Here is a 12,483-nt window from a genome sequence, read left to right on the forward strand (position 1 = left end):
CATATAAACGCCAAACTTTCGAGTGAACGCTCTGGATAAGTCGCACACGCACCGGAGCGAATATGGACTACTGCCATCACAGCGGTAGTCCATATTTTTCGCTGAATGACTTTTCAAATAGGATGAAAAACGCTATTATAGAGGTTAGGTGTAAAACGGAATTGCGTGTTGTGAGGGGGATAGCCATGGGAAAAACTCGTATTATTTATAACCCGACATCCGGCCGTGAAGCATTTAAACGCGAACTGCCAAATGTCCTTGAACGATTTGAAGTGGCCGGTTACGAAACATCGACACACGCCACAACAGGTGAGGGTGATGCCACCGAAGCAGCAAAGGCAGCTGCGGAAAGACATTTTGACCTGATTGTAGTTGCTGGCGGTGATGGGACCATTAATGAAGTCATTAATGGGATTGCCGGTTTGACTCACCGGCCGAAACTTGGAATTATCCCGACCGGAACGACCAATGATTTTGCCAGAGCTTTAAGCATCCCCCGTGATATCGAAGCAGCTGTCGATGTTATTCTGACAGGTCAATCAATGCTATTGGACATCGGCCGTGTGAATGAGCATTATTTTGTGAACATCGCCGGGGGCGGCAAATTGACGGAATTGACGTATGATGTGCCGAGCAAACTGAAAACAGTGCTAGGGCATTTAGCTTATTACGTAAAAGGTATCGAAATGCTTCCATCTTTAAAACCCATACGGACAAAGATTGAATATGATGGAACGATAATAGATGAAGAAATCATGCTGTTCCTTATAGCCAACACGAATTCGGTAGGCGGATTTGAAAAACTGGCACCAGATGCACGACTTGACGACGGCTATTTTGACTTGCTGATTTTAAGGAAAATGAATCTGGCCGAATTTGTCCGGATTGCAAGTCTGGCATTAAGGGGTCAACATCTTGAAGATAAACGAATCTTATATACGCAAGCCAGGAAAATCAGCGTCGAAAACGAAGAGAAAATGCAATTGAATATAGATGGTGAATACGGCGGACGTTTGCCGGGAGAATTCGAGAACCTGCAACAGCATATTAAATTTTTCGTGCCGGATACGTTTATTGAAAAAGATGACGAAAATTAATCGGAAAGACTGCTTTCAAGTGGCAGTCTTTTTATTTCCTAAAAAGGATATGGTAAGATTAGGACCACATTAACGTACGAAAAGGAAGATACTCATGGCAAAACAAACAGCACCGGTGACAAAGAACCAAACGATCACACTCACCTTTGAAGACCTGACTCACGAGGGGAGCGGCGTCGGGAAAGTCAATGGCTATCCATTATTTGTCCCTTATGCGCTCCCGGGCGAAGAAGGCGAAGTGAAGGTCGTTAAAGTCAATAAAAATTTTGGATTCGGGAAACTGCTCAATGTGACCAAATCCAGTGAAGAGCGCGTTGAACCGCCGTGTGATGTGTATTATAAATGCGGCGGATGCCAGCTGCAGCATATGAGCTATGACATGCAGCTCGATATGAAACAGGAACAGGTAGGTAACGCAATGCGGAAAATCGCCCACCTGGAAGACGTGCCGGTTCACCCGATTATTCGCATGGAAGATCCTTGGCGTTACCGCAATAAAGTGCAGATGCCTGTCGGGGAAAAAGAAGACGGTGAACTGAAAACCGGATTCTACCAAAAGCGCAGTCACCGGATTATTGAGGGAATGGAGACGTGTAATATTCAGGATGAAGTGAATGACCGGATGGTAGAGGCAGTGCGGCGGATAGCTGACCGGTTTGACATTCCCGCTTATGATGAACAGAATGATACCGGTGTGTTAAGGCACATTGTCGTTCGCACGGGTGAGGTGACAAAGGATACGATGATTGTCATCATTACCCGGACACCTGACCTCCCGCATCAGGATGATCTGGTTAAGGAACTGATCAAGACTTATCCGCATATCAAATCGATTGTCCATAATATTAATGACCGGAAGACAAATTCCATTTGGGGCAGAAAATCGAAGGCCATCTGGGGAGAAGACTATATTTATGACAAAATCGGTGACATTAAATTTGCTATTTCTGCCAAATCTTTTTATCAGGTTAATCCACCCCAAACGAAGAAGCTATATGACAAAGCGTTAGAATATGCCCGAATTGGCAGCAATGATACAGTTGTTGACGCTTATTGCGGAATTGGCACTATTTCGCTGTTTCTGGCACAGGAGGCCAAAAAAGTCTACGGTGTGGAAGTTGTCCCGGAAGCCGTTGATGATGCCAGGAAAAATGCCAGACTGAACGGTTTCACCAATGCCGAGTTTTACGTTGGCGAAGCGGAAAAAGTCATGCCGTGGTGGACAGCTCAAGGTATGCGTCCGGACGTAGTTATTGTGGATCCGCCGCGGAAAGGCTGTGACGAGGAGTTGTTAAAGGCGATGCTTGGTATGGAACCGAAGCGGATTGTTTACGTATCTTGCAACCCCTCAACGTTGGCACGCGATCTGCGCATTCTGGAAGACGGCGGTTACGCTACACAGGAAGTCCAGCCGGTGGATATGTTTCCGCAGACGCATCATGTTGAGGCAGTGTCCTGGTTGGAGAGGAAAACTGTCTGATTAAAATATAACTTCCCAGTTAAAATAAGCGTTTCCTATCAGCTTGATTAAAAGTGCTCAAGCATGGTATAAGTGTAAAGAAGCAGGGAAAATCTTTGTTTGCATTATGAGAGGATTTTAAATTTGGATAAGAAAGATAATTTTTGGCATAATTTACCACGTCCGTTTTTTGTACTGGCACCAATGGAAGATGTGACGCATGTTGTTTTTCGCCATGTAGTAAGTGAAGCAGCCAGACCTGATGTATTTTTTACAGAGTTTACAAATACAGAAAGTTATTGTCACCCAGAGGGGATCCATAGTGTACGCGGGCGTTTGACTTTTACAGAAGATGAACAACCAATGGTGGCCCATATATGGGGAGATAAGCCTGAATATTTTCGGCAAATGAGCATTGGTATGGCGGCTCTTGGCTTTCAGGGTGTGGATATCAATATGGGCTGTCCTGCCCCCAATGTGGCATCCAAAGGGAAGGGATGCGGTCTTATCCGTCGTCCGGAAGTAGCAGCAGATATTATACAAGCAGCAAAAGCAGGCGGATTGCCCGTAAGTGTGAAGACAAGGCTTGGTTACACGAATGTAGATGAATGGCGTGACTGGCTGACACATTTATTGGAACAGGACATCGTCAATCTTTCCATTCATCTGCGTACAAAAAAGGAAATGAGCAAAGTGGATGCTCATTGGGAACGAATTCCGGAGATCAGGAAACTTCGTGATCATGTGGCACCAGATACACTTTTGACAATCAATGGGGATATTCCTGACCGCGGGACCGGCTTAAAGCTTGCTGATCAATATGATATTGACGGGATTATGATAGGGCGTGGCGTTTTTAAAAATCCATTTGCCTTTGAAAAGGATCCAAAAGACCATAATAGTAAGGAACTGCTTAAGCTCTTAAGGTTGCATCTTGATCTTCATGATAAATATTCACAGGAATTTGAGCCGCGTCCATTCAAACCGCTTCGTCGTTTTTTTAAGATATATGTACGCGGGTATCGAGGGGCGAGTGAATTAAGAAACCAGTTGATGAGTACAGAGTCAACTGATGAAGTGCGTGCATTGCTCGATAACTTTGAGGGAAAGAATGTTAATGGTATGAGGGTACAGGAGAAGTTCCCCAATTTAAGGTAAAAGCGAAGGATCGCGTTATATCTGATCCCCCCACAAACGAATTTTTTCAACAATATCATAGGAATTAGAGACAAGGACATGACCACTTGCACATCATGTCCTTTATAGTATTAACTGTTTATTCTAAAACCCAGTGGATTGCACCGTTCCCATGCATGCCCGACTTGCAATAATTGTTTTTCACATAGATGATTTCCTATGAATTGCATGCCGGCAGGAAGTCCTTTTGAGTTTAAGCCCATTGGTGCGGATAAATTCGGCATACCTGTTAAATTGGAAGGTGCGGTAAATGGTACACAACGGCTTTCGACGGCTAAATTTTGTTCAACCCAGTTTTCCTGGAATGCCGGGGCTGTAATAGGGATGGTGGGACCTGCTATAATATCAACATCCGCAAACGCTTTATCAAATCCTTTGACCAGCTTTCTCCGGGCTTGCTGGGCTTTAAGGTATTGTGTTGCACTCGACAATACACCGGTCTGTAAGAAAGCACGGATGTCCGCTCCATAATCCTCAGAACGGGTCTTAAGCCATTCATAATGAAAAGCAGATGCTTCCCCGCTCATTGTGGCCAGACCTGAAAATGTTGACATGGATAATTCGGGAATGTCGATTTCTCTTATGTCTGCTCCTAGACTTTGCAATGTTGTTATAGCTTGCTTAAAAAGTACTTCTACGTCCGAATCCAACCCCTCAAGGTAGTAAGTCGGGATCCCGATTCTTATTCCAACAATTCCTTTATTCAAATTCCCGGTATAATTGTGGGCAGGCACATGAAGACTTGCGGGATCATTTGGATCATACCCTGCCATGTAATGAAGCATCAGTGCTAAATCTGTAACCGATCTTGCCATTGGGCCCGGGTGATCCATTGACCAGGCTGTCGGTATGGATCCGAAACCGCTGATTAGCCCGTGTGTTGGCTTTAATCCGTAAGTACCATTCATGGCAGACGGTATGCGAATGGAGCCAATTGTATCTGACCCGACTGCAAGTGTTCCGAGACCGGCTGCCAGGGCTGCGGCACTGCCACCACTTGAACCGCCTGTCATGTGCTCAGTATTCCAGGGGTTTCGGGAAGGGCCATAGAACGGATTGATATTTGTTGTTCCAGCGGCAAACTCATGCGTGTTCTGTTTTCCCAGCGTGATTCCGCCTGCATCCAACAGTTTTTTTACTGCTGTGGAGGTTTTGTCAGGAATGTAGTCTGCTAAAATTTTTGAGCCCGCTGTTGTACGTATGCCTTTTGTTTCAAAATTGTCCTTGATACCGATTGGAATACCGTGCAGCGGTCCTTTATAATAACCGTGCATAATCTCATTTTCTGCCTTGCTTGCTTCTTTAAAGGCTAATTCGTTTACTGGCGTAATATAGGCATTGATGGCCGGATCAATTTGATCGATACGGTTTAATGTGTGCGTTGTTAATTCGACAGGGGATACTTGCCGCGATTCAATTAACGGGGCCAGTTCACTGGCGGTTAGAAAGGCTAAATCAGTCATCATATATCAATCCCTTGTCGACAATCGTAATCGGATTTTCGTTGTTGAGATCAGGGAATTCGTTCAGCGACATTTGAGCCTGGTTGACCGTATGAAGCAGAAACTGAATATATGGCATGTCATCCTCATAAACAGGAATGTCATGTAAGTACAGGCTTTGTCTTATAAAATTTGTATTGTCCATCTAACTTACCTCCTGATTTGGGTATTTATCATCACTATATGATAGGCGCTATGAAGTGTGCAGAGGCAGTATGTAATTTGGAGGTCGTTTCTTTCCATTATTAAAGTCTTTTGTAAAATTCTTCAGTTTAAACAAAACGGTATGATGCTTTATTAAGAACGGGCGCATTTGTGTGAGACAAAAAAGCCGATAAATACCGGCTTTTTATCCCACATGTAAAGGATAGTAACCCCGTCAAAAGACGGCGGCTAACTATCCTTAAATAACCGATAAGTTTCACTTTACTGACTGTAATACGTTTGGCAACTTACATCTTAATCGCAATCCTTTTGGTCAGTAGTCGGATGACCCAAATTAAAATCAGGATGACCAAAAACATACCCGGAATAATAATGCCTGATGGAAGAGATTCCAGTACTGCAAACCTTTCGAGTACAGGCAACCCCAATGAAATTCTTAATAATGTGTCCTGCAGCATTAACGTAATTAAAGCAATAAGAATGAATCCCAAACCAGTGACCGTGTCAAAGCGGTAGAAACTTGCACTAATGAACCAGCCGAGTAAATAATATATAAAGATATTTATACTGAATACGGCCATGGCCAGAATCCAGTTGCTCGCGGGATCAATATACGGTGTCAAAATAGCAGACTGGATAATATCACCAATAATATTACTGTCGATTTCCAGTACTACTGAATTAATATCGGGTTCATTAAATGTTAAGTTACTAACATTTGTGATAACGAACTGTTCGACGGCTGATATACCGGATGCGATAATGGGGATAATGACTGATAACCCAACAGAAGCGATGAGTCCCCCTTTGAAATAATCCCTTCTTGTTACGCCATTTTCGACATAGTAGGGCAGAAAGTACATAAAAAGTATTCCGAGCACAAACATGAAAATATTGCCTGCTACAAAAACGGCATTATAATAGTTATCAACCCCACTCCCTTGGATGATTGATCTTATGATTTTAAAAATGTTAATGGCGAGCATAATGCCCAAAAAGCCAAATGCCCAACTTAATTGCATCCAAAACACATCTCTTGCCACTTTAAGAAAGACGGCGGGCTGTCTCATAATCGTCTTCCTCCTTCGTTAAATGAATGAATAAATCTTGAAGTGAGACTGGTGATACATCAAGTCCCTTAGCCAATGCACTTTTATGCTCCTGATCACTCAGTTCCCCATAAACCATGACAGATTTTGTGCTACCCAAATGTTGTACACTAATCAGTTGCTTTGATTGAGCAAATTCATCGACTAACTCCCGATTTCCGGTAATCGTTGCACCTTTCGAAATAAGTGAATCATATCCTTCATGAAGCAGCATTTCACCTTTGTTTAATAACATGACGTCATCAAACAAATAATCCATTTCAGAAACGAGATGCGTCGAAAGGATAATGATTCTTGGATATTTTTGCTGATCGTTCAATAATTCTTCGTAAAATATATCGCGTGCTGGTGCATCCATACCAAGGTATACCTCATCAAATATGGTTAAAGGTGCTCTACTCGCTAAACCAATGATGGCATTGAAGGCAGATTGCATCCCTTTCGAAAACTTTTTGACAGGTTTCTTCTTATCAAGTTTAAACCGGTCGATAAGATATTCAGCATAATCCATGTCGAAACGGGGACGGTAGCGTTGTACGCCTTGCAGCATGGTCTTTACATTATCAGATTCATCTTTATAATCCTTGTTATACATAAACACAACTTGCGGCATAATCCTTGCATTCTCAAATGAAGGTTCCCCATTGATAGTCATGGAACCCGATGATGGTTCACGCAAGGATGACATGATGGATAGAAGCGATGTTTTTCCTGCACCATTTCTCCCAAGCAGTCCATATATTTTGTTGCTGCTTAGTTCAAATGTTATATCTTTGAGTGCCGCGTGATGACCATAATGTAAACTCACATTTTGTACTTTAACGTTCATTCTGTATCACGACCTTTTACATTTTTAATAAAACGAATCATTTCATTTTCTGTGATTTCCAGTTTATTGGCCTCTTGAACCAATTTGACAACATAATCTTCAATAAACGATTCTTTTCGTTTTTGAATGAGCTTTTCTCTGGCCCCTTCTGCTACAAACATACCAATGCCTCTCTTCTTATAAAGAATACCTTCATCAACCAATTGATTAATGCCTTTTGATACCGTGACATGGTTAATTTTATAAAAATTAACCAGCTGATTTGTTGAAGGTGCCTGCTCTTCTTCTTTTAGTTGATAATTAATAATTTGATCTTCCATTTTTTCACGGATTTGCATATATATCGGTTTATCCTGCTCAAAGGGATTTTGCATGTTTATCGCCCACTATCTTTGTAATGAGTTATATACCAATACGGTTATATAGTTATGTATATAACCATAACAGTGGCTGTCGTATAAGTCAATGCTGAATTGATATAAAAAATCATACAGTACCTTGCGACAAACAGTAGCATGTGATACATTACTTTTAACGAGGTACTTTTATATTACAGTACTGTTTAATACACAGTAGTAAAAATGAGGTGTATTTCCCAATGAACATACAATTTAAAAAAGGAGCTTTAGAACTATGCGTACTTGCATTGTTAAATAAGCAAGATCGCTATGGTTATGAAATCGTTCGAAACATTTCGGATCAGATCGTTATTTCTGAAGGCTCCGTCTATCCATTACTAAGGCGATTGAAAAAAGAGGCGTACTTAACAACGTATTTGCAAGAGTCAAAAGAGGGTCCATCCCGGAAATATTACAGCCTCACGGATAAAGGCAGAGATTATCTTCATATCCTTAACGATGAGTGGGAGCAGTTTTCGAAAGGTGTTAATCAAATTATAAAGGAAGGTGTTAATCATGAATAAAGAACAATTCCTGAAAAGCTTGGAAAAAGAATTGGAAAAGCTTCCTCAAGCGGAATGTGAAGATATTTTGCAAGATTTCGGGGAACATTTTGACATTGGTGCCGAAGAAGGAAAAACCGAAGAACAAATCGCCAATTCTCTTGGCACACCGCAACAAATAGCAAAAGAACTGCTTGCAGCATACCATCTTGAAAAAGTTGAAGAAACGACATCAACCGGCAATGTACTCCGGGCGATGTGGGCGGTTCTGGGATTAAGTTTTTTTAACTTAGTTGTCGTGCTTGGACCCTTTTTGGCACTGGCTCTGACTATTATGGGCGGATGGTTAACAGGTCTTACGTTTATTGTTTCTCCTGTAATGGTTCTCATTAATACAGCATTTTATCCAGGGACATTCGAGTTTTTAGAATTATTTCTTTCAATTGCCTTTTCCGGTCTTGGTCTTTTTATTGTGATCGGAATGTTGTTTGCAACACGTACCTTAATGAATCTATTTGTTCGTTATCTAAGATATAATGTAAACCTGGTAAAAGGTGGTATGAGAAATGAAAAGTATTAAAAAGATGTCAGTTATTGCGTTAATTCTTTTATTAGTCGGTGTGGGTGGCAGTTTAATAGCATTTAATTTAATGGATAAATCCAATTCGTCTGAAGAGCAAGTCATCGATCCGGAAAACATTGAAAATATCGAGATCAATACAAACAATGAGAAGGTAGAACTTATTTCAACGAATGATTCCAACATTAAAGTGGAACTCGCTGGCACAAGAATGAACGATATTGAGGATAGGCTGGAAGTGAAGACTGATGGGAATACACTGTCCATACAAACGGTTAGGCAAAAAGGTATATTCAATATCAATCTTTTTGGCGAAACACTCGCGTTAACCGTTTATTTACCGGAAAAATTATACGAATCGCTGCAAGCTGAACTGGATAATGGAAGTTTTCAAGCCAGTCAACTCAATATAAAAGAAATACAAGTTAAAACAAATAACGGCCGCATTGAAATGGGGGACATCAATTCTGATCAGGTTTATACAAATTCGGATAACGGTGGTATTAAGTTGGATCATGTTGAGGGGAATATTAGCGGTCAAACAAATAATGGCTCAATTTCCCTTTATACCAATCATTTAGATCGTTCGATTGAGTTGGAATCTGATAATGGTAACATTGAAATTGAAACGGAAAAAGACCCAACAAATGCAGTTTTTGATGTAAAGACTGATAACGGTACAGCAACGATTTTTGGTAGTTCTAACTGGGACACCATCGTTGGCGATGGCGACAATCTCATAAAATTAACAACTAACAATGGAAATATTGACGTTATGAAACAGTAGAGTCGAAATCTTTTACCCATATCCAACTAAAGAAACATTTCTGATTCAGCCCCGGCTTCGTATCAAAATGAGAGGTTCATAAGTCAAAAATATTGAAATCATCTCCTCCAAACTCCGGGCTTTTTCATAATTAATCCTGGAGGAGTAGGGGTGTTAGATACTGTTTAAAATCACTATAAAATTAATACTGTTATACAAATAATATGGTAAACTGAACATGGGTTATTGAGTTGCGCAAGATTATGGTTCAATGATTCGGAAAATTCGTATTAAAAGTGGCATAATTGAAGAGTTGCTTGATAAGAATTAAAGGTGGTGGTATGTGATGCCAATTGGGACTGAGTATTTAAAAGTGGTGCGGGAAAGATTCCGAAAAGTAAAGGAGCTGGGAGATAAAGCATTGCAACAATTGTCCGATGAAGATATCCATTGGACTTTAAATGAATCTTCTAATAATATCGCGGTCATCGTCAAGCACCTAAGTGGCAATATGACCTCAAGATGGACTGATTTTTTAACATCTGACGGTGAAAAAACAACCAGAGACCGTGATCAGGAATTTATCAATACCATAACGTCAAAACAGGACATGGTTTCGATTTGGGAAAAAGGCTGGGAGGTTCTGTTCGAAACGATTGATGAATTAGATGAAGCAGATTTATTAAAAAATGTTGCTATACGCGGTGAAAATCATACGGTGATGGATGCCATTGAAAGACAATTGGCTCATTATGCTTATCATGTCGGACAAATTGTTTATATTGGCAAGCAACTTAAAGATGAAGAGTGGGAAACCCTCAGTATCCCCAAAGGAAAGTCGGAGGAGTATTTGCAGGAGATGCTGAAAAAGAACCAGGACTGATCAGTGTCAATCGCTTATTTTATTTCCGGGAAGATCCTGAATAGCTGAAACGGAGGAATAAGGCGCTCCCGTGATAGGATATCGTGCATGATTGGAAGGAGGAAGAATGTTGGGATGGCTTTTTGCTTCGCTGGTGATACTCTTATTTTTATCCATTCCTGCATATGCGTTTATCCGGACAGTTCGGAGTTTTATCGGGAGGAAGAAAGACCGGAATGCAAAGGCTGGATCGGTTAAATCCAAAACGCTCGACGTGTATTATTCCATTTTCATCTACTGTTTATGCTTGATTGGTCTTGAAATCAATAAAAGTGGTTTAGAGGCAGGTGAGCCATTGCGTATTTTTGAAATGACAGGCGACAAAGCAAATGGATATGCCTCGCTTGCCAATGAGCATATGTTGACAGTGGTTGTATTCGTGACGTTAGGTGTGGTTAGCTTTTGGGTCATTAGTTTGACTCAAAGTGGTCTGTCTCCGATTATATATGTGGGCTTGAGTACCATTATCATCTTAAATGTTTTGTTCGCGGCAGCCTATCTCACGCATACAAGTTTTTCACACGATGGTCAGTTATTTCCTGTGTTTCTGCTGCAAGTCAGTTTTTTATCCTTAACATTTTTATACATCGCACGACTAAAAGACTCCTTGGATGAATTTCTTAAAAATCAGCAGGAAAAAGAAATCACCTACAGCAATAAGTTGTTACTGTTCTTCTTCCGTGTGACGCAGCATTATCAGAAAATGCCGCGGCTATGGGCAATTACTTTATTTCCGGTGTTGATCATTATCCAGTTGATTCTGGTGCTGTTTGGTCAGCGTCCTGACAGCTTTATACGCGTGTTTCTCGAAACAAGTTCTTTTAACTATTCGGTTATTCCTGCTCCAAAACCGGAGATTGTGAAGGGCGATGGTCATTATTTATGTACAGTGTCCGCCAGAGGTCATAAAAAGCTGGTTAAGCCGGTCAGGTCGGGTATCAGGAAGGAATCGAGAATTACAGTGAACCGTCAGCTGCTCATTGCCAATGCATTTGAAAATATTATGGAGCAGTATATACCGAAATCACACAAGATTATCCGTACTTTTTATGATAATTATGGCTATCCCATCAGCAAGCATATCAACTCAAAGTGGAAAGCTGACGCCGTCTATTTTTTGATGAAGCCCGTGGAATTGTTTTTTCTCCTCGTGTTATATACCGTTGATAGAAAACCGGAAAACCGTATTCATATGCAGTACAGTGAGTTAAGGACGGGGACTCGTTTTTAAGTACGGCCTGCCGTCCAAGCCAAAAGAAGCTTAAATGGTGCTCACGGCAAAATAAAAAAATGTGTGACTTAAAGCCTCTAAAAGGGATTACAGGTCACACTTATGGTATCCATCATTTTCACCCGTCAGCTGATCTGTTAATTGATTAATTCTTTGAAAAACTGCCTCCCGATCTTTTTTGGATAAATTTGGGTCCTGAAACCGGGAAATTAAATCCTGGAGTTTTTTAATCAGTTCCTCATCTGAGCAGTTAAATCGTTTGGCGTTATTTTTAAAGCTAACCACGTTGTCTTCCATCTGGGATACCTCCAAGGATTGTATGTTGCCTTTACTACTGATATCCCGATACCCATTTTTAAAATCAGCAAAACATGGATTGTAAAAATTATTAAATATATTTCACAATATCACTGATTCATTCTTTGGTTACCTTTTAACATCTAAAACGTGCTGCGATTCTCATAGCATGATGGATTGTCCTGGCATGTCTTCCTTCTGCTGTGTATGGGTTAATTAACGGACGCAGACGCTGCAGAAACTCATGATCGCAAAAGCAAGCTGATCCACCTCTCTCTAAACATACATCATGTGCCTGGCATGCAGCATCGACAGCATTAACCGGTTCACCCGGTCCGCTGCATCCCGGTCCGCAATATCGATATCCGGGAATAATGCAATTGCCTGGACGGGATTGACCATATTGAGGCATTTTAATTCCCCCTACA

Annotated in this window: 15 protein-coding genes; 8 read left to right on the forward strand and 7 right to left on the reverse strand. The window is 41.1% G+C overall.

Features of this window, described 5'->3' with window-relative positions; all coding sequences use genetic code 11:
* Positions 1-185 precede the first annotated feature (185 nt).
* From Len3610_RS19895 to Len3610_RS19905, 3 genes are all read left to right on the forward strand, one after another.
* The gene (locus Len3610_RS19895) at positions 186-1,097 is read left to right on the forward strand and encodes a diacylglycerol kinase (RefSeq protein WP_176449445.1); all 912 of its coding nucleotides are present in this window, start codon (positions 186-188) and stop codon (positions 1,095-1,097) included.
* Between the two features lie 94 nt (positions 1,098-1,191).
* Positions 1,192-2,577 carry a 23S rRNA (uracil(1939)-C(5))-methyltransferase RlmD gene (rlmD, locus tag Len3610_RS19900; RefSeq protein ID WP_176449446.1) on the forward strand — a complete coding sequence of 462 codons (1,386 nt, stop codon included), beginning with the start codon at positions 1,192-1,194 and terminating at the stop codon, positions 2,575-2,577.
* 183 nt (positions 2,578-2,760) lie between these two features.
* A complete protein-coding gene (locus Len3610_RS19905; RefSeq protein WP_255259932.1) occupies positions 2,761-3,714 on the forward strand; it encodes a tRNA dihydrouridine synthase in 954 nt (317 codons plus the stop codon).
* A gap of 110 nt (positions 3,715-3,824) precedes the next feature.
* Here Len3610_RS19905 and Len3610_RS19910 read toward each other — a convergent pair whose 3' ends face one another.
* The 5 genes from Len3610_RS19910 to Len3610_RS19930 all read right to left on the reverse strand — a co-directional run bounded on the left by Len3610_RS19910 (position 3,825) and on the right by Len3610_RS19930 (position 7,732).
* A complete protein-coding gene (locus Len3610_RS19910; RefSeq protein WP_255259711.1) occupies positions 3,825-5,219 on the reverse strand; it encodes an amidase in 1,395 nt (464 codons plus the stop codon).
* Positions 5,209-5,400, reverse strand: coding sequence for a hypothetical protein (locus tag Len3610_RS19915; protein WP_176449448.1), 192 nt, complete (start codon positions 5,398-5,400; stop codon positions 5,209-5,211). Before Len3610_RS19915 ends, Len3610_RS19910 begins: the two co-directional genes overlap by 11 nt.
* Before the next feature lie 307 nt (positions 5,401-5,707).
* Positions 5,708-6,490 carry a hypothetical protein gene (locus tag Len3610_RS19920; RefSeq protein WP_176449449.1) on the reverse strand — a complete coding sequence of 261 codons (783 nt, stop codon included), beginning with the start codon at positions 6,488-6,490 and terminating at the stop codon, positions 5,708-5,710.
* Complete coding sequence (locus Len3610_RS19925) at positions 6,465-7,358, reverse strand: ATP-binding cassette domain-containing protein (RefSeq protein WP_176449450.1); 894 nt, start codon at positions 7,356-7,358, stop codon at positions 6,465-6,467. The genes Len3610_RS19920 and Len3610_RS19925 overlap by 26 nt, the downstream gene beginning before the upstream one ends.
* Positions 7,355-7,732, reverse strand: coding sequence for a GntR family transcriptional regulator (locus tag Len3610_RS19930; protein ID WP_176449451.1), 378 nt, complete (start codon positions 7,730-7,732; stop codon positions 7,355-7,357). Before Len3610_RS19930 ends, Len3610_RS19925 begins: the two co-directional genes overlap by 4 nt.
* A 224-nt stretch (positions 7,733-7,956) precedes the next feature.
* Between Len3610_RS19930 and Len3610_RS19935 the strand changes: the two genes are divergently transcribed.
* The 5 genes from Len3610_RS19935 to Len3610_RS19955 all read left to right on the forward strand — a co-directional run bounded on the left by Len3610_RS19935 (position 7,957) and on the right by Len3610_RS19955 (position 11,758).
* Positions 7,957-8,280 carry a PadR family transcriptional regulator gene (locus tag Len3610_RS19935; protein ID WP_176449452.1) on the forward strand — a complete coding sequence of 108 codons (324 nt, stop codon included), beginning with the start codon at positions 7,957-7,959 and terminating at the stop codon, positions 8,278-8,280.
* Complete coding sequence (locus Len3610_RS19940) at positions 8,273-8,839, forward strand: HAAS signaling domain-containing protein (RefSeq protein ID WP_176449453.1); 567 nt, start codon at positions 8,273-8,275, stop codon at positions 8,837-8,839. The genes Len3610_RS19935 and Len3610_RS19940 overlap by 8 nt, the downstream gene beginning before the upstream one ends.
* Entirely contained in the window at positions 8,826-9,626 is an 801-nt protein-coding gene (locus Len3610_RS19945) for a DUF4097 family beta strand repeat-containing protein (protein WP_176449454.1), read from the forward strand. The genes Len3610_RS19940 and Len3610_RS19945 overlap by 14 nt, the downstream gene beginning before the upstream one ends.
* Positions 9,627-9,951: 325 nt before the next feature.
* Positions 9,952-10,488: a DUF1572 domain-containing protein gene (locus Len3610_RS19950; RefSeq protein WP_176449455.1), complete on the forward strand. Its 537-nt coding sequence runs from the start codon at positions 9,952-9,954 to the stop codon at positions 10,486-10,488.
* A gap of 106 nt (positions 10,489-10,594) precedes the next feature.
* Positions 10,595-11,758 (forward strand): DUF6688 domain-containing protein, encoded by a 1,164-nt coding sequence (locus Len3610_RS19955; protein WP_176449456.1) that lies wholly within the window; start codon positions 10,595-10,597, stop codon positions 11,756-11,758.
* A gap of 87 nt (positions 11,759-11,845) precedes the next feature.
* Here Len3610_RS19955 and Len3610_RS19960 read toward each other — a convergent pair whose 3' ends face one another.
* Both Len3610_RS19960 and Len3610_RS19965 read right to left on the reverse strand, forming a co-directional pair.
* Positions 11,846-12,055 (reverse strand): hypothetical protein, encoded by a 210-nt coding sequence (locus tag Len3610_RS19960; RefSeq protein WP_176449457.1) that lies wholly within the window; start codon positions 12,053-12,055, stop codon positions 11,846-11,848.
* A 136-nt stretch (positions 12,056-12,191) separates the two neighbouring features.
* Positions 12,192-12,467 (reverse strand): phospholipase, encoded by a 276-nt coding sequence (locus Len3610_RS19965; protein ID WP_176449458.1) that lies wholly within the window; start codon positions 12,465-12,467, stop codon positions 12,192-12,194.
* Positions 12,468-12,483 lie beyond the last annotated feature (16 nt).

Source organism: Lentibacillus sp. CBA3610, from assembly GCF_013373365.1.
GTDB lineage: Bacteria > Bacillota > Bacilli > Bacillales > Amphibacillaceae > Lentibacillus.